Annotated in this window: 21 protein-coding genes; 10 read left to right on the top strand and 11 right to left on the bottom strand. The window is 59.0% G+C overall.

Annotated features, from left to right (window positions below; genetic code table 11):
• Positions 1–68: 68 nt before the first annotated feature.
• Entirely contained in the window at positions 69–1,460 is a 1,392-nt protein-coding gene (locus AADW22_RS02250) for a DUF2793 domain-containing protein (protein ID WP_407474165.1), read from the bottom strand.
• Here AADW22_RS02250 and AADW22_RS02245 point away from each other — a divergent pair.
• Together AADW22_RS02245 and idi are read left to right on the top strand one after the other, a co-directional pair.
• Entirely contained in the window at positions 1,448–2,080 is a 633-nt protein-coding gene (locus AADW22_RS02245) for a CoA transferase (RefSeq protein ID WP_407474164.1), read from the top strand. The two genes, AADW22_RS02250 and AADW22_RS02245, sit on opposite strands and share 13 nt — an antisense overlap.
• A 296-nt stretch (positions 2,081–2,376) precedes the next feature.
• Positions 2,377–2,895 carry an isopentenyl-diphosphate Delta-isomerase gene (gene idi, locus AADW22_RS02240; protein WP_074636718.1) on the top strand — a complete coding sequence of 173 codons (519 nt, stop codon included), beginning with the start codon at positions 2,377–2,379 and terminating at the stop codon, positions 2,893–2,895.
• On the opposite strand, the gene AADW22_RS02235 is transcribed toward idi, so the two are convergent.
• The 7 genes from AADW22_RS02235 to AADW22_RS02205 form a co-directional block, all read right to left on the bottom strand.
• Entirely contained in the window at positions 2,892–4,295 is a 1,404-nt protein-coding gene (locus tag AADW22_RS02235) for a hypothetical protein (RefSeq protein WP_407474163.1), read from the bottom strand. The genes idi and AADW22_RS02235 overlap by 4 nt on opposite strands.
• Positions 4,296–4,321: 26 nt before the next feature.
• Positions 4,322–4,735: a hypothetical protein gene (locus tag AADW22_RS02230; protein ID WP_407474162.1), complete on the bottom strand. Its 414-nt coding sequence runs from the start codon at positions 4,733–4,735 to the stop codon at positions 4,322–4,324.
• Positions 4,732–5,136 (bottom strand): GtrA family protein, encoded by a 405-nt coding sequence (locus AADW22_RS02225; RefSeq protein WP_407474161.1) that lies wholly within the window; start codon positions 5,134–5,136, stop codon positions 4,732–4,734. The genes AADW22_RS02230 and AADW22_RS02225 overlap by 4 nt, the downstream gene beginning before the upstream one ends.
• The gene (locus tag AADW22_RS02220) at positions 5,136–6,074 is read right to left on the bottom strand and encodes a glycosyltransferase family 2 protein (RefSeq protein WP_407474160.1); all 939 of its coding nucleotides are present in this window, start codon (positions 6,072–6,074) and stop codon (positions 5,136–5,138) included. Before AADW22_RS02220 ends, AADW22_RS02225 begins: the two co-directional genes overlap by 1 nt.
• A gap of 166 nt (positions 6,075–6,240) precedes the next feature.
• On the bottom strand, positions 6,241–7,485 hold the full coding sequence (locus AADW22_RS02215; RefSeq protein ID WP_407474569.1) for a polysaccharide biosynthesis/export family protein: 1,245 nt from the start codon (positions 7,483–7,485) through the stop codon (positions 6,241–6,243).
• Between the two features lie 170 nt (positions 7,486–7,655).
• Complete coding sequence (locus AADW22_RS02210; RefSeq protein WP_407474159.1) at positions 7,656–8,315, bottom strand: YjbF family lipoprotein; 660 nt, start codon at positions 8,313–8,315, stop codon at positions 7,656–7,658.
• Positions 8,312–10,396 carry a YjbH domain-containing protein gene (locus AADW22_RS02205; RefSeq protein ID WP_407474158.1) on the bottom strand — a complete coding sequence of 695 codons (2,085 nt, stop codon included), beginning with the start codon at positions 10,394–10,396 and terminating at the stop codon, positions 8,312–8,314. Before AADW22_RS02205 ends, AADW22_RS02210 begins: the two co-directional genes overlap by 4 nt.
• 177 nt (positions 10,397–10,573) lie before the next feature.
• On the opposite strand from AADW22_RS02205, the gene AADW22_RS02200 reads away from it, so the two are divergent.
• Both AADW22_RS02200 and AADW22_RS02195 read left to right on the top strand, forming a co-directional pair.
• Entirely contained in the window at positions 10,574–11,308 is a 735-nt protein-coding gene (locus tag AADW22_RS02200; protein ID WP_286759207.1) for a metallophosphoesterase, read from the top strand.
• A gap of 102 nt (positions 11,309–11,410) precedes the next feature.
• Positions 11,411–12,079 carry a sugar transferase gene (locus AADW22_RS02195; protein WP_407474157.1) on the top strand — a complete coding sequence of 223 codons (669 nt, stop codon included), beginning with the start codon at positions 11,411–11,413 and terminating at the stop codon, positions 12,077–12,079.
• Between the two features lie 35 nt (positions 12,080–12,114).
• On the opposite strand, the gene AADW22_RS02190 is transcribed toward AADW22_RS02195, so the two are convergent.
• Together AADW22_RS02190 and secA are read right to left on the bottom strand one after the other, a co-directional pair.
• A complete protein-coding gene (locus tag AADW22_RS02190) occupies positions 12,115–12,384 on the bottom strand; it encodes a hypothetical protein (protein WP_074636708.1) in 270 nt (89 codons plus the stop codon).
• A gap of 110 nt (positions 12,385–12,494) precedes the next feature.
• Entirely contained in the window at positions 12,495–15,224 is a 2,730-nt protein-coding gene (secA, locus tag AADW22_RS02185; RefSeq protein WP_407474156.1) for a preprotein translocase subunit SecA, read from the bottom strand.
• 176 nt (positions 15,225–15,400) lie between these two features.
• Here secA and AADW22_RS02180 point away from each other — a divergent pair, with 176 nt between their 5' ends.
• The 6 genes from AADW22_RS02180 to AADW22_RS02155 all read left to right on the top strand — a co-directional run bounded on the left by AADW22_RS02180 (position 15,401) and on the right by AADW22_RS02155 (position 19,966).
• Positions 15,401–16,279 carry a peptidylprolyl isomerase gene (locus AADW22_RS02180; protein ID WP_407474155.1) on the top strand — a complete coding sequence of 293 codons (879 nt, stop codon included), beginning with the start codon at positions 15,401–15,403 and terminating at the stop codon, positions 16,277–16,279.
• A 3-nt stretch (positions 16,280–16,282) separates the two neighbouring features.
• Positions 16,283–17,509: a bifunctional glutamate N-acetyltransferase/amino-acid acetyltransferase ArgJ gene (argJ, locus tag AADW22_RS02175; RefSeq protein WP_407474154.1), complete on the top strand. Its 1,227-nt coding sequence runs from the start codon at positions 16,283–16,285 to the stop codon at positions 17,507–17,509.
• Entirely contained in the window at positions 17,506–17,904 is a 399-nt protein-coding gene (gene mutT / locus AADW22_RS02170) for an 8-oxo-dGTP diphosphatase MutT (protein ID WP_005850865.1), read from the top strand. The genes argJ and mutT overlap by 4 nt, the downstream gene beginning before the upstream one ends.
• A gap of 126 nt (positions 17,905–18,030) precedes the next feature.
• Positions 18,031–18,165 (top strand): hypothetical protein, encoded by a 135-nt coding sequence (locus AADW22_RS02165; RefSeq protein WP_005850863.1) that lies wholly within the window; start codon positions 18,031–18,033, stop codon positions 18,163–18,165.
• 74 nt (positions 18,166–18,239) lie between these two features.
• The gene (locus AADW22_RS02160; RefSeq protein ID WP_407474153.1) at positions 18,240–19,163 is read left to right on the top strand and encodes a diacylglycerol/lipid kinase family protein; all 924 of its coding nucleotides are present in this window, start codon (positions 18,240–18,242) and stop codon (positions 19,161–19,163) included.
• On the top strand, positions 19,160–19,966 hold the full coding sequence (locus AADW22_RS02155) for a metallophosphoesterase (RefSeq protein WP_132997667.1): 807 nt from the start codon (positions 19,160–19,162) through the stop codon (positions 19,964–19,966). Before AADW22_RS02160 ends, AADW22_RS02155 begins: the two co-directional genes overlap by 4 nt.
• Position 19,967: 1 nt before the next feature.
• On the opposite strand, the gene infB is transcribed toward AADW22_RS02155, so the two are convergent.
• Positions 19,968–22,451: a translation initiation factor IF-2 gene (infB, locus tag AADW22_RS02150; protein ID WP_005850858.1), complete on the bottom strand. Its 2,484-nt coding sequence runs from the start codon at positions 22,449–22,451 to the stop codon at positions 19,968–19,970.
• Between the last annotated feature and the right edge of the window lie 6 nt (positions 22,452–22,457).

Here is a 22,457-nt window from a genome sequence, read left to right as displayed (position 1 = left end):
CTTAACGGCAGCTTCAGGTTTTAAGGCGGTAATGTGGCCCTTTCATACAATTGTCAGGTTTTCGCAGATCAGAGGTATAGGCCACCGCTTTGCGTCGTGCCCGCAATATCACCCGGCAGCACAGTCCCGCCACTTTGCACCACAGCGTTGCTGCTCACGTCAAAACGTTTGCCCGTGGCTGTGCCGGTGAAACCATGCCCGCTGAAATCCGCCTGCCCGGCCATCTCGCAGCTCACAAACGCAGTGGCAAAGTCGGGCGTATTCGCCAGCGTCACCGTCTGCATCCCCCGTGCCAGTACGGCCCCCTGCGACAGACGCAGATGATACGCGGCATCGCCGTCGATAACGTACGAACCCGCACCCTCGACGCGCCCGCCGACAATATCCAGATGTCCCCCCGCCGCGCCAAAGACGACCTCATCAACCTCTAACACAGCTTCCGGCAACACCCGGATCGCCGGGTCGGCACCGGTGGTCTCTATCCGCATACCCCGCAATCTCAGACGCCCCGAAACCAGCTCGATCACCGACCCTGTCGCTGTCATCGTGACCGCGTCGGGGTCGCCGGTATTCCCGACAAGCTCAACCAGACCTCCCCCCAACGCCGCACTTACCGCGACTGGCGAAGCGCCCAGATCATAGCTTCCATCCGCCAACTGAACCGTCACGGCGTGGCCTGCGCTGTCCAAACGGACGACTTCCTCCATCGCACGGCCTAGCGACGCAAAGGCAGCCGCCCCCGTGCCCCGCCCACTTTGCCCATCGCCACCCTGAAGGGGGTCCACGTAGTAAACGCGAGCGGCAGTCAGCCGCTCTCGCCAACCCGAGACTGGGGCGGTCACACGCCCGCTCGCCGCTTCAATGCGCAAAGCTTCCGCCCAATTTGCGCCGTCTGCGCTGACCTTGATGGCGAAATCATCGCTTCCCGAGGTCCCCATCTCGGCCCGCCCCTCGAAGGCGGTCTGGAACAGCAGACTGGCCGTGTCCCCTTCGGCTGCCTTGTTGATCTTCACCTGATGCCCCGCCCCGGCATTGTTGAACAGCACCGCATCCGACGCCACAACCAACCGGTTATACGCATCCGGCGTCGCCCCGACACCAAGCCGAGGCACATTTTGCAACGCCGGCACCGCCCAGCGCGCGCCGTCGTAAACCACTTGGGTTTGGCCGGGGGCCACAGATGCCACCCAGCCCGGCATCGGCGTGATAAACTGCCACGCCCCATCCACGAACACTGCCACCGCGTGGTCATGCCCCGCCCAACCCCCCTCAGCGTTTGAGGCCACTAGATACCGATCCCCCTCGGCTGAGGTCGCGGGCGGCGTGCCTTCGGTGAAAGACAGGACCGACAGTTGCACAATCGCATCCAAAAGCCGCAGCGCCTCGTTATGGGTCACATGCTTTTGCGCTTGCGACGGTTGAATATACGGAAGGGCGAGAACGGGGGATGTATCGGTCATATGGTGGCTCCTGTTCGGTAGATGGTGATCAGGGCTCACCCTGCCGCAGACAGGTTAACGCGAGCCTGCACCACCGCACGCCCCCCGCCAATATGGTCGGCGATTTCGGGGGCGGTGCCATGATGCTTGCATTTGGCATGGTCTCTGCCCTTTTGGACGTACAGCGCGGTGGAAAAGGCACCGTGATCGACGCTGCAATGACCGATGGATCGGCCCTGTTGATGTCGATGATCTATGCGTTTCACGGTCAAGGCTGGTGGCAGGATGACCGGGGTGTGAACATGCTTGATACAGGGGCGCATTTCTATGATGTCTATAAAACAGCGGATGGAAAATTCGTCTCTATTGGCGCGATAGAGCCGCAATTCTACGTTCAACTACTGCACCTTTGCGGTCTGTCAGACGATCCCGTCATGCAGATCCAGAACGACCAAAGCCAATGGGACGCCATGCGCGATAAGCTTGCCCGCTTGATTGAAACCAAGACCCGCGCCGAATGGGACGAGATCATGATCGGCCACGATGCCTGCTATGCCCCCGTTCTGTCATTGGCAGAGGCACCTTCCCACCCTCACAACACCGCACGCGATACATTCATCACCGCAGGGAACGTGCTATAGCCTGCGCCAGCACCGCGATATTCGACCCATAAAACCACGCCGCCACGGATGCCCGACGGTCAAACCGATACCCGCCATATCCTCGCCGACCTTGGCTATGACACAGATCGCATCGCCACCATCCTTAACGCAGGCGGTATTGCGTAACGGCTCTTGTCCTTCATTTCGCAACCAGCGGCTGACAATCCAAAACCGACCCGCTACAAGACCGCCTAGCGCAGAGGGGCCAGCGGGCCCCAAGGAGCGGGGCAGCCGGATATGACATCGCCACAACGCCACCCGAACGGGGCAGCCACATGACCACGATGATCCCCGCCTGGGTCAACGGCAAGCTTACCCCCGTCGAAAAGCTTGAAGTCCACCAGCGCGGTCTGCGCCACAAGGCCATCTCGGTTTTCGTCATGCGCGGACGCGAAACCCTGATCCAGCGACGGGCGCTTGGCAAATATCACACCCCCGGTCTTTGGGCGAACGCCTGCTGTACCCATCCGTTCTGGGAGGAACCCGCGCTCACCTGCGCCAAACGGCGACTGGACGAAGAGCTGGGGATCAGCGGCCTACGGCTCGACCATCGAGACCAGGTCGAATACCGCGCCGATGTGGGGGGCGGCCTGACCGAACATGAGCTGGTAGAGATTTACGTCGCCGAAGCAGTCGCGCTCACCGATGTGACCCCGAACCCCGCCGAAGTGATGGACACCGCCTGGGTCGACCTCTCCGACCTCGCCCGCCAGACCCAAACCACGCCAGAGCGTTTTACCCCCTGGCTGCGCATCTATCTGGCCGAACACATGGACAGCATCTTTACCGCTTAATCCTCAGTCTCGTCCGATGGTTTTGGCGTAAACAACATGAACAGCGCATTCCCTTCGCGCAGCAAATGAACCTCGGCATCACCGGCAGTCATATCTGGTCGGGACGGGCAGGTATCAGGCACCTCGTCACAGGCCACCGCCGTCTTTCCGGTCAACTGTTTCAGCCGGAACGGCAGCGCTTTGTAAGATTGTATGCCGGCCTTTAGCCCAGCGGCAATTTTCGACGAGTCGCCATAGACGTAGACCGGCCCCTCCGTCGCCAGCACCTCCTGCGCCCAGAGTTTGGTATCGCTACGCCAATCATTGGACTGCCCATAGGCCAGAAACAGCTGGATGAACCACACACCGATGATCAACAGCAATAGATTGCGCCCTAACCGGCCGTATAGACCCTCATCCTCGCTCAATATCTGAACGGCACGCACCGCGGTCAGCGCAAAGAAAACCCAAAAGAAGATAAACGCGCGCGGCGGAACGATCACCCCCAGTTTCAGCGCCTGAACCACTGTCAGCGCCAGCCCGATCGCCATACCAGCCGCAAGATACAAAGCCTCTAGCGGCGCGCGCTTGCGCAGCACATTCAGGGCAAGGATATAGACAAACGGAATAAGCCCGATAAGCGGCGGATACCCGATGCCGCTCCGGTTGAGGAACAGCGTAAATGTTTCCCCCAGCTTCGGCAGGTTGGCGATCATCCCGCCAATCCCGTGCCCCGCGGTCGGATCACGCCAATCGGCCACAGGCACGCCAAACACACCGTGAACCTGCCAGTTCAACGTATAGACCGTTAGCACCGCGACAACGAAGCTCGCGCAAAACAGCGCCATCAGCCCCGCCAGATCGCGGATTGACCGCTCCCGCGTACGCGCAATGCAAATCGCCAACAGCAGCAGCGGATGGGTTGTGTAACCCATAAAGCTCACGACTACGAAAAACGGCAGCACCCGGCGGAGCTGCGCGGTGGATAGATACCGCGCCAGCAGCGCAAACAGCGTGACCACAGCCAGTCCGGGGATTACCGTATTAAACCAAAGCGAAATCAGCATCTCGGAAGGACAAACCACCAGCAGTAGGGCTAGCACGACAGTAAACCACCGCTGCGCCCCGGGACCCGTCGCCGTTACGGCAAGAGCAGCCACAAACGCCGCCCATAGGCTCTGATACAGCACAAAGTTCAACCAGGCAGGCGTTACCACCTCGCGCAGATGCCAGATGTAGTTCAGCCACCGCCCCTCGTGCAGGGTCTTGTTCCAAAAGGCGGGCGCATCTGCGAAAAGGGCGGGGTAGTCATCGTGTCGAATCATTGGGTCCAGCAGATTTTGCCCCGTCAGCAAAAAGGCCGCTACCAGTGTGATCAGGAACACTGGCCCAAGCTGCACCTCTCGGGCCTCAGCCCGCATAGCCAACTTCCGCCCAACCGCCGCCGTCATATGGCCCCGCGTGCCAAGGTTTTGGCGCGGCGCGCCCGCAGGGCATGTACCATCGCCCGCGCTATCGCGTTGTAACGATACCAAGGCGCGATATCCTTGTTGTCCTTCAACGCAGTGAGCACGCAATCATAGACGACACAGCACTTGGCGGCGAAAAGATCCTGCCAGAAGGACAGAGGCTGTTGGTTCACGTGAAACTCGCCTCCCTGCCCGGTGACGGCAGCGGAAGAAAACACACGATCAGCGCCACCTTTGCGCCATTCATCCATCCAAACACCGCGCCCACTGCCCAGATCGATCACCGTCGTTGGCTTAAGCAAAGGAAACAGCAATGACACAAACGGTTTTGCCGAGGCACGCGCACTTTGGTTGATGTAGTCAAAAAATGTATCACTGTAGATATGGCTCACGAAATGTACTCTGTCTTGGGGTGCGACAAGGCGAACACCCATAGGGTCATCAAAATATAGTTCTGTACCGGAAGATACAGCGCAACGGCAAGCGCCGCCGCCCAGGCCGGCATCCCCAAGGCCACGGCCAGAGGGCCCGTGACAAGCATCGACATGCCAAAACCGCAACTAACCATGATGGTGAACTTTGTGATCTGGCTGCGATTGATCAGCCGCCGTTCAAAGGTGAACAGAGCATGACCGATGTACTGCAGCACGATCGCCAGAAAAAACGCCAGCGCATTGGCTGCCGGTTGTGCCCCCCCCGCCGCCAGAAACGTCGGATACATCACCACGTAGGATAATGCCGTCGCGATGCCGACAACCCCAAAGCGGGCGCACTTATAGTCAAAAACACGCATCAGGCACGCAACCGTTTCACATCGGGGACCATATCGCGCGTATCATCGCTCACGAAATAGAGCGGGCGGTCCTTGGCCTCGACATAAAGGCGACCGATATACTCCCCCAGAATACCCAGCGTCAAAAGCTGCGCCCCCGAGAAGAAGCTAACCGCGAGCACCACCGACGCCCAACCGGGTGCCGTTTGATACACGACCAGCGAATAAATCATATAGACTGCCATCAACGGGCTAGCAAAGGATAAACTCGTCGCAAGTGTCAACGGCTTCGTCGAAAAGGCGGTCATCGCGTCGATGGCAAAGCGCATCATGGCGCGGAAGGGGTATTTGGTTTCGCCCAAGGCGCGTGGTGCGCGGACATATTCAATACCCACCTGTTTAAAGCCTGCCCAAGCGAACATCCCCCGGATAAAACGGGCCTTTTCCGGCATCGCCAGCACCGCATCCAGCGAGCGGCGGTTGACCAAACGGAAATCGCCCGTGTCCTGCGGGATCGGGACATCGGACATGGCATTGAGGAAGCGGTAGAACAGATGCGCCGTGGCCTTCTTGAACATGGTCTCGCCCTGGCGTTCGCTGCGACGGCCGTAAACCACGTCAAACCCGCGATCCATCATGAACATCATATCGACCAGCAATTCCGGCGGATCTTGCAAATCGGCATCCAGCATAAAAATGCGTTCGCCCTGTGCCGCCTCAAGCCCGGCGGTCAGCGCGATTTGATGCCCGCGATTGGCCGAAAGCTTGATACCCACCAGTTGCGCACAGCCGGCTTGCGCGGCCTCGATCGCTTTCCACGTGGCATCGGTGGATCCATCATCGACCAGAATAATCTCGGCCCGATCTTTCCACGGCGCGATCGCCTGCGTCAGCCGCGATACCAGCCCCGGGATCGAGGCTTCTTCGTTCATGCAAGGGATCACAACAGAAAGATACATATCACACCGCCTGAATAATTGACCCGTTCAGGGGTAATAAGGCGATGTGGCTGAAATAGGGCACCGATGGGTTCAATTTGCGAAACCTCTGGCCGTTAGACATTCCCTTTGAAACGTAAAAGGCCGGACAGTTCTGCCCGGCCTTTGGTCATCAATGGTGGTCAGATCAATTGCTGACCGCGTTCCCCACACTCAGGATCTGCGGCAGGATCTGCGAAACAGCGCGGCTCCATTTGGTGACGGGCTGCTGCGCGATAAAGATGATGTCATCAGGGCGCAGTTCGAACCGCGGGGCCAGCGCGAAATTCGCGGCGTTGCGAGCATCCAGATGCCACGCGGTAATGGCCCCCAGTTCGCGCGGGTCAGAGGATGCGCGCAACACATAGACCTGCGATACATCGCCGGTCGACGACGCTACACCACCCGCATCATACAAGGCATCTGCCAGACTTGCCTTACGCTCGTACGGCAAGGCAAAGCGCGACTGAGTTCCAACCTCACCCGCGAGATAGACATAGTCGCGGTCATCGGCACCAAGATCTAGGCGTGCTTTGTAGTTGTCACGGGCTTCGTCCAGATTATCACGGCGCAAGGACACCTCAAGCTGAAGCTCTTGCAATGCCGAGGCGCGTGCCGCCTGACGCGCCTGAACCAAAGTAATCTGCTGCGCGAAATATTCCTGCGCACGTGCCAGTTCGTATTCCGTATCAACAAAGATCGCATCGCCGGGCAGCAGACGGGTCTTGGTCAGGCTCGCGCGGGAATAAAGCTGTGACAGCGGGATCTGATACAGCGTACCATCACGGTACAAACGGATCGAGGCGTAGTCCTGATCCTCGACCGTGATCCCGCCGGCAGCGGCCAAGGCTTCTTCCAGATAGAGCGGCGTCAGCGTTACCGGCACAACGGTCGGCTGCGACACGGCACCCCCGATGGACACACGGCGCGAGTTGAACTCGGAAATCTCGAGGCTGAAAGTCGGGTCAATCTGGTTCTCGACCAGACGCTGGAACAAGGCCGCTTCGGCGTCTTCAATGGTCAAACCGGCAATACGCACACGGCCCACATCGGGAATGTTGATCGATCCGTCATCCTGCACCGTATAGCCTTGGCGCGCGTTTTGTGCGGCCAGCAGCCCGGTCAACTGTTCAACCGATCCGGCGGCACGCGGTGTGGCCAGCAGCACCACATCACCGATACCAATCTCGTAAGGACCGGGATCAGCGGCGGGCGGCAAGCGCAGCTCAAGCGCGTTAGGGCGGGTCTGAACGTCGAGTGTGGGCGATGGCAGCGCCCCGGTTCCACGCAGCCCCGAGCCAGAGCCTGCGGTGCGGGAAAACACATCGGGCAGGCTCCGCGGCGCATAGGCGGATCTATTCGCCTGAATGACGGATTCAGCAGTGAGGTTCATCACCCGTACATTGGTGCCGCCAGCAACGCCCTCTACAACTTCAGGTGTTCGGTAAACCGTACCACAGCTTGCAAGGGACAGGCCCAAAACAGCTACCAATAGGTATCGCACTTAAATACTCCTACCTAGTTGTAGCTAACCTTTCACCAACAAGTTAATCTAAGGTAAATTTAACGGGCGGCGGCCTTGGTCATCAAATACCCGACCTCATCGCCCGCCCATTGCCGCGCCTGTACAATGGCACCGCTCTTTACACTGACCCAATACGTATTCCGAAACGACTGGTCCAGACTTTTACAATCCTCGGTTACAACCCGCGTCGGCACGGTGCCGATCTCAAGCGCGAGCGTCGCGCTGCCCTGCGGCTCCACCAGACAGCGATACGCGCGGGTAGAAATCTCATCCAGTCCCGTCAGATTGCTGTGCAACCGGTCTGAATAACCGCGCCGCCCGGACAGGATCAGCGCCTTGGGCTCCGACACATCAGCAGCGAAGAGTTCAGACCCAAGGCCGCGTGTCCCTTGCAGCATCCCGTCTTCCAGCATCAGCGCCGTTAAATCCGAACTCAGCCATGTATCGACACCGTTCACACGCGCCTCGCGCAGCATGCGGCCGGTTTGTGCACGGTTCTCGACGGTCAGCAGCAAGGCGGGGGTAGCGGTATCCTGCACCAGACCGGCAAAACGCGGCGGAAACCCTTGCGAGGTTTTGGGCACGACTGAATCGTCGTCCACAGCAACGGCAACACCACGCGCCAGAAGGTTCTGACTGGCGCTACAGGCTGTGAGGCCCGCCAGACACAGACCAAGGGTCAACGCACGTAAGATCATCGCAGGTATCTCCCCCAGCTGTCCCGCAGCTCTTTGCCGCGATAGTCGCGCACGACCCCGTGCAAACGGTTGGCGACAGCAAGACGCGCCCCGCCGTCGCGTGTAATCGGCTTGATTGTTTGCTGGACTTTCGTCCGCGACGGGCGTCCGGTCAGCCACGAAAGCGGCACTTCGAACCGCAGGCCCTTGTCGAAAGACCCTTCACCAAAATCATCAAAGGACACATCCGTGAGCGTGAAATACCCACCAACCTTGAACCCGTTGTTAAATTCACGATCCAAAGAGAACGTCGCGCCATAGTCACCCGCGAGGTAGCGACCAACGTCCAGCTGCCCGAAGAACCCATTGCCCAGATCATAATAGGCAGAGGCATGGCCGGTCACGACGTCATAGTCCTGAAACCCGAACAGCATGTCGAAATCACGTTGTTTGACATAGTTCAGCTCTGCACCAAGTGCGAGCCGGCTATCCATCGGATACCAAAGCACCTCGGTCGACACCCCGCCAAACATCCCTTCCAGATACCCTGCAGAAACACGACCAAACAGGTCTTTCCCTGGCCGGAACAAATACTCGGCCGTGAGGCTGTTCACCTCAAGCTCAGATTCCTTTGCATAGCGTATAGCATTAGAGCGGACCGGCTCGATCACGGAATCCGACACGCGGAACGATTTATCGATATTACCCACCAGCGGATAGCGGAAACGACCCGCAAAGGTCAGCCCAGGACGGGGCCGGTAATCCATCTTAAGCTGGACGCCGAAATCGGCCCTGATCGGGCTGTTAGGGTCGAAAAAGGACGTGGCGAGATATGGGCCGATCGACGTGTCAAAGACCGGATAGACATCCGCCAACTCGCCTTCGCGGCCCTGATCGTGCCCGTCTTCCAGACGCGCCCGCGCCAGACTGCGCCAGGCACCATCGTAATCAAACTGCAGCTCTTCCAGATCGGATCTTTGCGTCACGATCTGGTTCAACGGCACGCCGCGCTCCAGAAACACGACCGTGAATTCTTCGATTTCGGGGGGCAGCGTCACCGCCATGGCCCGCGCCGTGCGCCCTGCCGCTTGGGCCTCGTTGTCGAAACGGGTGTTTTCCACGCGGACGGTCGCGCGGTTGCCCGACATGGTGAAACCTTGTAGCTCCAGCCCGTCTTCCGCCAGCACACGCTGCAAAACGGTCTCGACCGCATCACGCCCACCCCCGGCAGCAGAGTTGTTCCACTCAGCAATCGCCAGCCGGTTGCGCGCGCCGATTGTGCGCGGGGCCTGCTCCAACCCGCCGGGTACAGACGGTTTCTTGGGGTTGATGACATAGCTCAGCTGCGCGCCGACCTCATGCCCCCCGACGACAAACCCCTTGAGGTGCACACCGTTCTTGAAACGATACTTCAACCCCAAGTTGAGGGGCGAAGACACATCGATGCCCGTGTTCACCGATTCCCGCGTGTATTCATCGGGGGAGTATTCGGCGAATAGCGTCATCTGGTCCGACACGTTCCACTGCACGCCCGCGAAGACCGACGTCGGCCCGCGGAACCAGTTTCCTGTCTCTAGCTGGCCGCCCCTGTTGGCGTCGCGCGTCCGTGTGTCAAACCGGTCTGACAAAATACTGAACGGATTCGAGAATGAGTTCCGCCCCGCAAGCCGCCCCCAGCCCAGACCGCCGGTGACCTCCAACTTAGACCCGAAGCTTTTGGTGGCCACAAAATATTCACTGCTCAGGATACCAGTGCCTAGAAAGTCACGCATCCCCACGGCGAAAGCAGGGCGTACGTCGGTTTCATCCCAGATCTGGTAATGCACATCAAAGCTGCGGTCGAAGGTATCGCCATCAAGGAACGCATTGGTACTGATATTCTTAATCTGCGAATACCGGAATGTCCCATAGAGACGCGGCAAGACCTGGAACGTCGCTGAATACCGGTAGTTGGGGCCAAACGCGCTTGCCGTGAAGGCCAGATCGCCGTCCTTCAACACGCGGGCCGTCGGCATTTCAACCAATCCGGGTGTGCCGTAAGTCGATAAAGATTGCGCTGAACCTTCGGCAAGACTAGTGACGCAAAACGCCCCGGCTAGCATCGAACAAGCTAGTTTCCTCGAGCGCCCTTGCATCTGCTAACCTACCTATTAATTAATTGTTGCGAATACCGGGACCGTAGAGAAGTTTAGGAAGGACTACACTTTGTGTGCCGTCCAATCAACGGATTTACCATTTCGTTGCGCCAGTTTTGCAACACAGAGGATACGCCAAGACCTATGCTGAACCGTTGGTTTAAACGCCGTCAACCTGACCCCGAGCCCGAACCTCATTTCGATCCGATCACACCGGATGTGCCCGTGATTGCGATCGGAGATATTCACGGGCGTTTTGATCTGCTTGAAAGACTGCCCGAACCTCCGGACGGCACACAGGTGATCTGCGTCGGCGACCTTGTCGACCGCGGCGAACAAAGCGCGCAGGTTCTGCGGGCGCTGCACGAACAGCCCGATATCATCACGCTGATGGGCAACCACGAGCAGATGATGCTAAAGTTTATCGACAATCCGAAAGAGAATGGTCCGCGCTGGCTCCGGTACGGCGGGCTCCAGACTTTGTCGAGCTTTGGCGTCTCGGGCGTGTCGCAAACCTCCTCTGGTGACGATCTTGAACGCGCCCGCGACGCCCTGCAAGACGCTATGGGCGAGGCCTTGCTTGACTGGGTGATCAACCTTCCAACCTCTTGGGTTTCGGGCAATGTCGCCTTTGTCCACGCCGCTGCTAACCCACTGATCCCTATCAAGGATCAGGAAAGCCGGACGTTGCTTTGGGGGCATGAGGATTTCGGGCGCAAACGCCGCCGTGACGGCATCTGGGTCGTACATGGGCACACAATCGTCGACACCCCGATGATCAAGGGCGGCGTGGTGTCGATCGACACCGGGGCCTACGCGACGGACAAGCTCACCGCCGCGACGATCAACAATGGCGAGGTCGAGTTTAACTACCTTTGATCTGACGGCATCCCGATTTTAACGACACCTTAGGATACCTCTGCTTTAGCTGACACACCGGCACATGCGCCGGTGTTTGGTTGCTATGGGTAAGAGGTGACGATGGCGTTTATCGATATCGGGATACGGCAGGGCAGTGATGTCCATGCACGTCGGGTACCGTTATACGGACGTGGCGGGAAACGGGTGTTCGACCTTGCCGTCAGCCTCGCGTTGCTGCCGCTGATCCTGCCGGTGATTATTGTTTTATACTGTCTGGTGGCATCCACGGGTCAGGGCGGTCTTTATGCCCACCCAAGGATTGGGCGCGCCGGCAAGGTTTTCCGCTGTTGGAAAATCAGAACGATGGTCCCTGATGCGCAGGCCGCGCTGCCGGCGATTCTATTGGCGCGACCTGATCGCGCGCTGGAATGGGCGTTGTACCAAAAGCTGACCAAAGATCCGCGCGTGATCCCCGGCGGCCATTTCCTGCGTCGCACCGGTCTAGATGAACTGCCCCAGATCTGGAACGTACTCCGCGGCGATATGTCTTTGGTCGGGCCGCGCCCCGTCACCCGAGCGGAGCTGTACAGCTACGGTGATGCACGCCAGGCTTACCAACGGGTGCGCCCGGGGGTCACAGGGCTTTGGCAGGTATCGGGGCGCGGCATCTTGCTGTTTGCTGAACGCGCCTCGCTTGATGAACGCTATGCCCGCCAGCCAAGCTTTATGGGCGATCTCAAGATCATCGCGCGCACTCTGCCCGTCCTGTTGCGCCCCACCGGATACTGACGGGGCGCAACAACAGTTAACGCGGTGACAAGGCGCTAGACCAACCCTTTGATCCCCGTTGCGGTGGTGCCGCTGTCGCGCACTTTTGAGATGCGAAACGGATAGACGACCCCCGCCATCAAACCGGGCAGAGTGATTGCATCCCCGCTTTTCAGCGTCACCGCGACATCACCGGCCCCACCGACCATAAAGCCACGGGTGATCTGCGGCAGGTTGGCGGTATCGTCGGGCACAATATCAAAGGCCCCGCAAATAGGGCCGGTCAATCCTGCGGTATAGTCGTTGAAATTGTCGGTAATTGGCATGTCGCTCTCCGTTTGGTGAAAAGCGCAGCTTGGTCTACCGATCCTACCTAAATCTTACCCCACCGTGCGGAGCACCCCCAAGGCCAGCAACCAGCCTTGGGGAAGATCATTTACGCAAGCTTGCCGTGGCAATGCTTGAACTTTTTGCCCGACCCGCAGGGGCATTCATCATTGCGCGCAGGGGTGCCCCACGTGCTTGGATCATTCTCGTCGAACCCCGCCACAGCGGTCGAACCGGACGCGGCTGCGGCGGTTGAAGCCGGCGCTTCGCTGTTCTCTTCCGCCGCCTGCGCGGCGTTAACCTGCGCCGCGGCCTGACGTTCCTGCATTTGCGACAGGATTTGCTGCTGCTCTTCCTCTGTCATTGGACGGATTTGACCCAGCTTCTGGGTCACTTCGGTCCGCAGGCTGTCCAGCATGCTTTCAAACAGTTGGAAGGATTCGTTCTTGTATTCGTTCAACGGATCACGCTGCGCATAGCCGCGGAAACCGACGACCGACCGCAGATGTTCTAGCGTCAGAAGGTGATCACGCCACTTGCCGTCAATCGCCTGCAACAACACCTGCTTTTCGATGTTGCGCATGTTCTCGGGGCCGAACTGTTCAGCCTTCTGGGCCATCATGTTTTCGCTGGCTTCGACAAGACGTTCGCGGATGACCTCATCGTCGACGCCCTCTTCCTCACACCATGCTGCAACGGGCACATCCAGGTTCAGCTGATCCGCAACCGCGGCCTGGAAACCTTGTGTATCCCACTGATCTGCATATGTTTTTGGCGGCATGAACTGGTCGATCAAATCGTCGATCACCTGCTCGCGCATGTCGGCGGTGATCTCTTGCAGGTCGGCAGCTTCCATGATGTCGCGGCGCTGGCCAAAGATGACCTTCCGCTGGTCGTTCATTACATCGTCGAACTTCAACAGCTGTTTACGAATGTCAAAGTTGCGCCCTTCGACCTTGGCCTGCGCGCGCTCCAACGACTTGTTGACCCAAGGGTGCACAATCGCTTCGCCCTCTTTCAGGCCAAGCGTCGTCAACACTTTCTCAAGCCGTTCAGAGCCGAAAATACGCATCAGATCGTCTTCGAGAGACAGGTAGAAGGACGACCGGCCGGGGTCCCCCTGACGGCCCGAACGGCCGCGCAGCTGGTTATCGATCCGGCGGCTTTCGTGACGCTCGGACGCCAGAACATACAGCCCCCCTGCGTCGAGCACTTTTTTCTTCTCGTCAGCGTGTTCCGCTTCAATCTTTTCACGGACCGCAACGGGATCGGCATCAGGATCAGCGTCCAGCGCTTCAATCACCTTCAGCTCGACGTTGCCGCCCAGCTGAATGTCGGTGCCGCGACCGGCCATGTTTGTCGCGATGGTCACCGCGCCGAACTTGCCCGCATCCGCCACGATCTGCGCTTCCTGCTCGTGCTGGCGCGCGTTCAGAACGTTATGCTTGATGCCCGCTTCGGTCAGCATCTGGCTCAGCATTTCGGATTTCTCGATAGAGGTTGTACCCACCAGAACCGGCTGGCCTATCGCATTGGCTTCTTTGACCTTTTCGATCATCGCCTGATATTTTTCCAGCGCCGAACGATAGACCTGATCGTCTTCGTCCACACGCGCAACCGGCACGTTGGTCGGGACCACGACAACACCCAGCCCGTAAATCTCGGCGAATTCTTCGGCTTCGGTTTCGGCAGTACCCGTCATGCCCGCCAGCTTGTCATATAGGCGGAAGTAGTTCTGGAAGGTGACCGAGGCCAGTGTCACGTTCTCGGGCTGGATCTGGCAGCCTTCCTTCGCTTCGATCGCCTGATGCAACCCGTCGGACAGACGACGACCGGACATCATACGCCCAGTGAATTCGTCGATCAGCATCACCTCGCCGTCGCGCACGATGTAATCCTTGTCGCGCTGGAACAGCTTATGCGCCCGCAAACCTTGGTTCACGTGGTGCACGATGGTGGTGCTTTCGGGGTCATACATCGTTAACCCTTCTTCCAGCAGGCCGCGGCTGTGCAGCTCTTGCTCGAGGAACTCGTTCCCTTCGTCGGTAAAGGTCACGTTGCGGGTTTTCTCGTCCAGCTCGTAGTGGCTTTCCTGCAGCAGCGGGATCACATCATCGACGATTTTATACATTTCGGAGCGGTCTTGCGACGGGCCAGAGATAATCAGCGGCGTCCGCGCCTCGTCGATCAGAATACTATCGACTTCATCCACAATGGCAAAGTTGTGCTGTTTCTGGAAAATCTGGCTCAGCTCAGACTTCATGTTATCGCGCAGATAATCAAAGCCCAGCTCGTTGTTCGTGGCGTAGGTCACGTCGCAATCATAGGCGGCGCGTTTGTCTTCCTCGGTCATGCCGGACACCGCAGCGCCCGTGGTCAGCCCCAGCGAGGCAAAGACCTTGCCCATCCAGTCGGCGTCCCGTTTCACGAGGTATTCGTTCACCGTGACCACATGCACGCCCTTGCCGGTCAGCGCATTGAGGTAAGCGGCCAGCGTCGCGGTCAGGGTTTTACCCTCGCCGGTTTTCTGCTCCGAGATATTGCCCTGATGCAGGAAAATCGCCGACATCAACTGCGTGTCAAAGGCGCGCAGACCCAAGGTCCGGCGTGCGCCTTCACGGCAGTTCGCAAAAGCTTCCGGCAGCAGATCATCAAGGCTTTCGCCGTCAATCGCCCGCTTGCGCAGCTCTTCCGTTTTTTGCTTCAGACCGTCGTCGGTCAAAGCCAAGAATTCTTCTTCCAGCGCGTTGATCTTTTCAACCAGCGGGCGGGTCGCCTTGATTTTACGGTCGTTTGGGGTCCCAAAGACTTTTTTGGCGAGTGTTCCGATGCCCAGCATGCAATCTCCTGCCGAAGTTATGTTCCAAGGCGTCCATCTGCTTGCCGAGCCGCCGGACAGCCCCTAGATACAAGACTGAACGTGCGCCAAGGCCGCGCCCATAGGGCGATGTAAGGGCCGCACTAAACCGTGTCAATGTAGCAGCCCCTTGTGGCTGCCAAACCAAGGACAGATACATGCAAAAACCTCTCACTTTTCTGGCACCATTCGTGGTGGCAGCTTCGCTCGCCCTGCCCGCTGTTGCGCAGGACGACACTGCCGAAAACACGGATGCGCAGACAGACGTCACCGCTGAAACCGTGGTTGCCACGGTCAATGGCACCGACATCACGATTGGCAGCATGATCATTGCCCGCGCCACCCTGCCCGAACAATATCAACAGCTTCCCCCCGAAGTCCTGTTCAAAGGCATTCTGGATCAGCTTGTGCAGCAAACCGCTTTGTCGCAAGATTTTGACGGCGAAGTGCCAAAGCGGATCGAGATGGCGCTTGAAAACGAACGTCGCCAGCTGATCGCGGGCGAAGTGATCGAGAAAGCAATGGCCCAGGACGTCACCGAGGAAGAGCTGCAAGCCGCCTATGACGAAGCCTACGCCGATGCGGAACCGACCGAGGAATTCAGCGCGTCGCATATTCTGGTAGAAACAGAAGAAGAAGCCCAAGCCGTCAAGAAAGAGCTGGATGAAGGCGCGGATTTTGCCGAGCTGGCGAAAGAAAAGTCCACCGGTCCTTCCGGTCCTGCGGGCGGTACTTTGGGTTGGTTCGGGCCCGGCATGATGGTGCCCGCGTTTGAAACCGCCGTTGCCGAGCTTGAAGTCGGCACTGTGTCGGAACCCGTTGAAACCCAGTTCGGCTGGCACGTGATCAAACTGGACGACAAGCGCCAGAAAGAAGCGCCCAAGCTCGAAGACGTGAAGGACGAGCTGGAAACCCAGGTCCGTCAGGTCAAGGCACAGACCCTGATCGAAAAGACCACCGAAGCCGCAGATGTCGACCGGTCGGCGGCTGACACAATCGACCCTTCGGTTCTGACCAACCTCGGCCTGCTGGAGTAACAAATGGGCAAAATCACCGCTGTATCCCCGCTGGCACCCGATCACTTCCCTGATCTTCCTGTCATCGATGGTGTGCGTTTCGCCACCATCGCGGCGGGGGTACGGTATCAAGGCCGCACCGATGTGATGCTGGCCGAATTGGCGCCGGGCTCTACGGTGGCGGGGGCGTTTACGCGCTCTGCCACCCGCGCCGCGCCGGTTCTGGATTGTCAGGCCAAGATCGGCGCGACATCAGACACCGGTGCCGCGATCCTGGTCAACTCGGGCAACGCCAATGCCTTCACCGGCAAGGGCGGCGTTACCGCGGTCGAAGCAATTACCGCTGCGGTTGCTGATGTCTGCAACATTCCCCAATCGCGTGTTTTCACCTCATCGACCGGTGTGATCGGCGAACCGCTGCCCCACGACCGGATCACGGCTGTTCTGGCGGACCTTAAAGGCGCGTTGTCCGACAAGGGCATTTCCGATGCGGCCAAGGCGATCATGACCACGGACACCTTCCCCAAAGGGGCCCGTGCCGAGGTCGAGATTGACGGTAAAACAGTCTCTATCGCGGGGATTGCGAAGGGATCGGGCATGATCGCGCCAGATATGGCGACGATGCTGGTATATATCTTCACCGATGCGGTTGTCAGCCAACCGGCGCTGCAAAAGATGCTGTCGACCCATACCGATAGCACCTTTAACTGCATCACCGTGGATAGCGACACATCGACCTCCGACAGTTTGATCCTGGCCGCAACTGGCGCGTCGGGCGTGGATGCCAGCGAAAGCGATGCGTTCTCGGAAGCGCTGCACGGCGTCATGCTGAACCTCGCGCATCAGGTTGTGCAAGATGGCGAAGGGGCGACCAAATTCGTCGAGATCGCCGTGACCGGTGCCGCTACGGATGATGATGCCAAGACCCACGGCATGGCCATCGCGAATTCCCCCCTCATCAAGACCGCCATCGCGGGCGAGGACCCGAACTGGGGCCGCGTGGTAATGGCCGTCGGTAAATCAGGTGCCGCTGCTGATCGGGATCGCCTGTCGATCCGCTTTGGCGATATCGAGGTGGCCAAAGACGGCTGGCGCAGCCGCGATTACTCGGAAGAGGCAGCGGCGGCGCATATGAAGGGCCAGAACATCACCATCGGCGTTGATCTGGGCCTTGGCGACGGCAAAGCAACGGTTTGGACCTGTGACCTTACCCACGGCTATATCGAGATCAACGCGGACTATCGTTCGTGAAGGTTATCCTTGTCTCGGCGGTTGCCCTGATCGACGTGGACGGGCGCGTGCTTTTGGCACAGCGCCCGCCCGGCAAATCCATGGCCGGTTTGTGGGAGTTTCCGGGCGGCAAGGTCGAAGCCGGCGAAACCCCCGAGGCCGCGCTAATCCGCGAGCTGCAAGAAGAACTCGGCATCGACACATGGGCCTCCTGCCTTGCCCCGCTGACCTTTGCCAGCCATGCCTACGATGATTTTCACCTGCTGATGCCGCTGTTTGCCTGCCGCAAATGGAATGGCACACCGCAGGCGCGCGAGGGGCAGACCCTGAAATGGGTCCGTGCCAATGCGCTGAAAGATTATCCGATGCCCCCTGCGGACATTCCCCTGATTCCGATCCTGCGCGACTGGCTTTAGGGCCAGCGCGACCTCGCTGCTGTTTCTTTACGCGCGTGAATACTGCTTCCTTGACTTTTTTGTTGCTAGACTTAGGCAAATTGTCGCTTATAAAGATGCAACTTCAGGTTCTTCTGGGAGGAAGCAATGCTTCGCACAATCACCATCGGTTCCACCGTATCCGTCCAGGGTATTTTCGTCCGCGACATGCCCGACGGCCGCGTATCGGTTAAAGTTGATGACGCGATCTATACCGGCAAGCCAATCCAGCGCCGGAACTGATCAGGCACACGCAAAACATCTGAACCATCCCCCTGCCCCAAGCGTTTGCTTAGGTCATCAAGGATGGATCAATCATGAAGCCTCAACGTGTTATCGTTATTCTGAACAAGGGCTCCGGCCGCCAAGACGGGACAGAGCGCAAGTCCCGGATTTCAGACAGGTTTCAACACCACGACATTCCCGTCAGCTTCGTTGAATTCTCGCCCAATGGCGCGGATTTGGGGCAGGTGGCGCAATCCACTGCCGAAGCGAACCCTGATGCCACCATCGTCGCGTCAGGCGGCGACGGAACGATCAGCGGCGTCGCCTCGGGCTTGGCGCATGTGCCCAACCAGATGGGGATTATCCCCGCAGGCACCTTCAACTATTTCGCCCGTTCGCTGAACCTGCCCGAAACCGTTGACGAAGCCGTGGATGTCATCGCCAAAGGCGTCCTGCGCCCCACGGACATCGCCAAGATCAATGGCAACGCGTTTCTGAACAACGCCAGCATCGGGGCCTATGCCGCCATCCTGAAAACCCGCGAAGGCATCTATGACCGCTGGGGCCGCAGCCGTGTCGCGGCCTATTGGTCGGTGGTCAAAGCGCTGGCAACACTCCGCGCGCCGCTCAGGCTGACGGTGACGATTGATGGCAAATCCTTTAAACATAGGACACCGCTGGTCTTTGCGATCAGCAACGCCTTTCAGCTGAACCAAATGGGGCTGAGCGGCGAAGACTGTATCGCCAAGGGCGGCATGGTGCTGCTGGTTGCCCCCGATACCAACCGCTGGGGGTTGTTCAAACACGCCGCCGCGCTGGCCCTTGGGGTCGCGAAACGTGAAACCGACTATCAAATGCACTGCGGGAACGAGATCACGCTTGAGATGCCGCATAAATCACGCCCCGTTGCCCGCGACGGAGAGCTAAGCCGCATGAAAGGCCCGTTCAAACTGCACATACAGCGCGAGGCCCTGCAACTGATCGTTCCTGCCGAATTTAACGAGGCCGTCAGATGAGCACATTGGTGCATCTCTCAGATTTACACTTTGGCAAGGATCGCCCCGACCTGCTGGAACCGCTGCTCTCTTGTGTGAACGAACTGAACCCCGATATTGTCGCCATCTCGGGCGATTTCACGCAGCGCGCGCGGCGGAGCCAGTTCGAGGAGGCGCATAACTTTATCCAGCGGATCAACGCGCCTGTCTTGGGTGTGCCGGGGAACCACGATGTCTTGCTTGACCGCCCGTTCCAGCGGTTTTTCATGCCGTGGCGGCGGTATCGCAAATGGATCAACGCCGATCTGACGCCTCGGTATGAAGACGACGATATGGTCGTCATCGGTATCAACTCGGTCGATCGCTTTTCGTGGCAGACGGGGAAGCTCACGGCAGGGCGTATCGCGCATGCCTGCAAGGCGATGGATGACACCGCCGCGCGCAAAGCCCGCGTGTTAGTGGTGCATCACCCGCTAGAGCATCCCAATCACACCAAGAAAAAGCCCATACCCGGTGCCGAAATCGCGCTGGAAAAGCTGCTGTCTTGCGGGGCGAACCTGATCCTGTCGGGGCACCTACACACGTGGCACGCAGAGAATTTTACCGTCGAATCCGGCGGTACCACGGCGATTCAGTTGCATGCGGGGACCAGCCTGTCGTCTCGCGTGCGCGGAGAGCCGAATGATTTCAACCTTGTGAAAATCTCGGACGATCAGGTCTGTGTCGACCGGCTGAGCTTTAACGAAGATAACCGGGTCTTTGAAACGACAGAAGCCCGGACATTTAACCGGGCTTCTGATCATCAGATATCGGACGAAGTGTAACTTAGTCCAGCGTGCGTACGACTTCTTCGCGTGTGAAGATTTCGATAACGTCGCCCGGACGGATGTCTTCGTAGTTCTCGAACGCCATACCACATTCCTGGCCTGACGGTACTTCGGCAACTTCGTCCTTGAAGCGCTTGAGCGTTTTCAGCGTGCCTTCGTGGATCACGACATCGTCGCGCAGCAGACGCACACCAGCGGCGCGGCTTGCTTTGCCTTCGGTGACCAGACAGCCCGCAACCTTGCCAACTCCGGTCACTTTGAACACCTCTTTGATCGACGCATAGCCGATGAAGTGTTCGCGGATCTCGTTGCTCAGCAGGCCACTTGCGGCAGCTTTCACATCATCAACCATGTCATAGATGACCGAGTAATACCGGATCTCGACACCCTTCTGGTTGGCCGAGGCACGGGCCGATGCGTTTGCACGCACGTTGAAGCCGATGATCGGCGCGTTGGAGGCTTCGGCAAGACCAACGTCGGTGTCGGTAATCGCACCCACGCCCGAGTGAAGGACGCGCACGCGGACTTCGTCGTTGCCGATTTTCTCCATCGCTTGAACGATCGCTTCGGCAGAACCCTGAACGTCTGCTTTGATCAACAAAGGCAGCTCGCTAATGGTTTCGTTCACCTTGGCGTTCGCCATCAGCTGTTCCAGCGTCGTCGCAGCACCAGCCGCAGCGCGTTTGTCTTTGGCGGCTTTTTCACGGTATTCCGCAATTTCGCGCGCCTGCGCTTCGGTGTCGGTGACGTTCAGAACGTCGCCCGCACCCGGTGTCCCGTTAAGGCCAAGCACCTCTACCGGCACGGATGGGCCTGCTTCTTTCACGCGCTCGCCCTGATCGTTGATCAGCGCACGGACCTTACCGTACTGCTCGCCCACAACAAAGATGTCGCCCTGACGCAGCGTACCGTTCTGAACAAGAACAGTCGCAACGGGGCCGCGGCCCACGTCAAGCTGCGCTTCGATCACGGCACCGACCGCGGCGCGGTTCGGGTTCGCTTTCAGTTCCAGCAGTTCCGCTTGCAGCGCGATGGCTTCCAGCAGTTCGTCCAGACCTTGACCCGTGGTGGCCGATACTTCGACGTCCTGTGTTTCACCGGACATCTTTTCAACGATGACCTCGTGCTGCAGCAGGTCCGTACGGACTTTGTCAGGGTTGGCTTCGTATTTGTCGATCTTGTTGATCGCCACGATCATCGGCACCTTGGCCGCTTTCGCGTGGTTAATCGCTTCGATCGTCTGAGGCATCACAGCATCATCCGCCGCGACCACCAGAACGACGATGTCGGTGACCTGCGCACCGCGCGACCGCATCGAGGTAAAGGCCGCGTGGCCCGGTGTATCGAGGAAGCTCAGAACCTGACCATTGTCGGTTGTGACCTGATAGGCACCGATGTGCTGTGTGATACCGCCCGCTTCGCCGGACTGAACCTTGGCTTTGCGGATCGCGTCAAGCAGCGATGTCTTACCGTGGTCAACGTGGCCCATGATCGTGATGACCGGAGGACGCGAGACCAGATCTTTCGGATCGTCTTCGGCTTCCTTGATCACGTCTTCAACGTCAGCGTCGGAAACACGCACCACTTTGTGGCCGAATTCCTCGATGATCAGCTCGGCTGTGTCAGCGTCAATGGTTTCGTTCTGCGTGACCATCATGCCGTTTGTCATCAATGCTTTGACGACAGCGCCAACGCGTTCGGCCATCCGGTTCGCCAGTTCGGAAACCACGATCGCCGGAGGCAGGTTGACGTTGCGCACGACCTTTTCACGCTCAACCGAACCGCCCATTGCCTTCTGGCGCTGGCGTTCCTGCTTGCGTTTCATCTGCGCCATGGACCGTTGACGGCCACCTTCGCCACCGGACAAAGCCTGATTCAGCGTCAGCTTGCCGGAACGACGGCTATCGTCGCCACCCTTGTTGCGCTTGTTGGTTTCCTCGCGGTCGCCTTCTTTCTTGCGGGCCGCGGGGGTCGGTGCGCCGGATTTGATGTTCGGCGAACGCGGCGCAGCAGGGGCCGCTGCGGGGGCTGCGGCAGCGGCTGCTGCGGCTTCCGCTTCTTTCTTGCGGCGCTCGTCCTCTTCGGCTTTCGCCTTCAGGCTTTCCTCGCGCTCGCGCTCTTCGGCTTCTTTCGCCTCGATCTCGGCACGACGACGCTCGCGGTCTTCCGCGCGGGCCTTTTCCTCGGCTGCGCGTGCTTCGGCTTCTTCCGCCTCGCGGGCGCGGGCAGCCTGAACCGCCTTAAGCCGGCGTTCCATTTCGGAATCGGTGATCCCTGCCGGACGCTTGGAGGGATCCCCGAGCGATGGATTGCTACCGCCGCCGGCTTTTGCGCCAGCAGGTTTGGGCACCACAACGCGCTTGCGCTTGGTCTCGACCACGACGTTTTTCGTCCGCCCGTGGCTAAAGCTTTGCTTTACGTTGCCGGGACGCGAAGACGCTCCCCGCAGGCCCAATGTCTTTTTGCCGTCACTATCGCTCATGAAGCT

The sequence above is a fragment of the Sulfitobacter sp. PM12 genome (assembly GCF_045586035.1).
Lineage (GTDB): Bacteria > Pseudomonadota > Alphaproteobacteria > Rhodobacterales > Rhodobacteraceae > Sulfitobacter > Sulfitobacter pontiacus.
The sequence above is the reverse complement of the archived record's forward strand: the minus strand, read 5'-3'. Positions and strand labels throughout refer to the sequence as shown.

What these genes read in the sequence shown, in the direction of transcription:
- AADW22_RS02245 (WP_407474164.1), top strand. Translation starts at nt 1,448, where the DNA reads ATGTATCGGTCATATGGTGGCTCCTGTTCGGTAGATGGTGATCAGGGC.
- AADW22_RS02250 (WP_407474165.1), bottom strand. Translation starts at nt 1,460, where the DNA reads ATGACCGATACATCCCCCGTTCTCGCCCTTCCGTATATTCAACCGTCG.
- idi (WP_074636718.1), top strand. Translation starts at nt 2,377, where the DNA reads ATGACCACGATGATCCCCGCCTGGGTCAACGGCAAGCTTACCCCCGTC.
- AADW22_RS02235 (WP_407474163.1), bottom strand. Translation starts at nt 4,295, where the DNA reads ATGCGGGCTGAGGCCCGAGAGGTGCAGCTTGGGCCAGTGTTCCTGATC.
- AADW22_RS02225 (WP_407474161.1), bottom strand. Translation starts at nt 5,136, where the DNA reads ATGCGTGTTTTTGACTATAAGTGCGCCCGCTTTGGGGTTGTCGGCATC.
- AADW22_RS02220 (WP_407474160.1), bottom strand. Translation starts at nt 6,074, where the DNA reads ATGTATCTTTCTGTTGTGATCCCTTGCATGAACGAAGAAGCCTCGATC.
- AADW22_RS02215 (WP_407474569.1), bottom strand. Translation starts at nt 7,485, where the DNA reads ATGAACCTCACTGCTGAATCCGTCATTCAGGCGAATAGATCCGCCTAT.
- AADW22_RS02210 (WP_407474159.1), bottom strand. Translation starts at nt 8,315, where the DNA reads ATGATCTTACGTGCGTTGACCCTTGGTCTGTGTCTGGCGGGCCTCACA.
- AADW22_RS02205 (WP_407474158.1), bottom strand. Translation starts at nt 10,396, where the DNA reads ATGCTAGCCGGGGCGTTTTGCGTCACTAGTCTTGCCGAAGGTTCAGCG.
- AADW22_RS02200 (WP_286759207.1), top strand. Translation starts at nt 10,574, where the DNA reads ATGCTGAACCGTTGGTTTAAACGCCGTCAACCTGACCCCGAGCCCGAA.
- AADW22_RS02195 (WP_407474157.1), top strand. Translation starts at nt 11,411, where the DNA reads ATGGCGTTTATCGATATCGGGATACGGCAGGGCAGTGATGTCCATGCA.
- AADW22_RS02190 (WP_074636708.1), bottom strand. Translation starts at nt 12,384, where the DNA reads ATGCCAATTACCGACAATTTCAACGACTATACCGCAGGATTGACCGGC.
- secA (WP_407474156.1), bottom strand. Translation starts at nt 15,224, where the DNA reads ATGCTGGGCATCGGAACACTCGCCAAAAAAGTCTTTGGGACCCCAAAC.
- AADW22_RS02180 (WP_407474155.1), top strand. Translation starts at nt 15,401, where the DNA reads ATGCAAAAACCTCTCACTTTTCTGGCACCATTCGTGGTGGCAGCTTCG.
- argJ (WP_407474154.1), top strand. Translation starts at nt 16,283, where the DNA reads ATGGGCAAAATCACCGCTGTATCCCCGCTGGCACCCGATCACTTCCCT.
- AADW22_RS02165 (WP_005850863.1), top strand. Translation starts at nt 18,031, where the DNA reads ATGCTTCGCACAATCACCATCGGTTCCACCGTATCCGTCCAGGGTATT.
- AADW22_RS02160 (WP_407474153.1), top strand. Translation starts at nt 18,240, where the DNA reads ATGAAGCCTCAACGTGTTATCGTTATTCTGAACAAGGGCTCCGGCCGC.
- AADW22_RS02155 (WP_132997667.1), top strand. Translation starts at nt 19,160, where the DNA reads ATGAGCACATTGGTGCATCTCTCAGATTTACACTTTGGCAAGGATCGC.
- infB (WP_005850858.1), bottom strand. Translation starts at nt 22,451, where the DNA reads ATGAGCGATAGTGACGGCAAAAAGACATTGGGCCTGCGGGGAGCGTCT.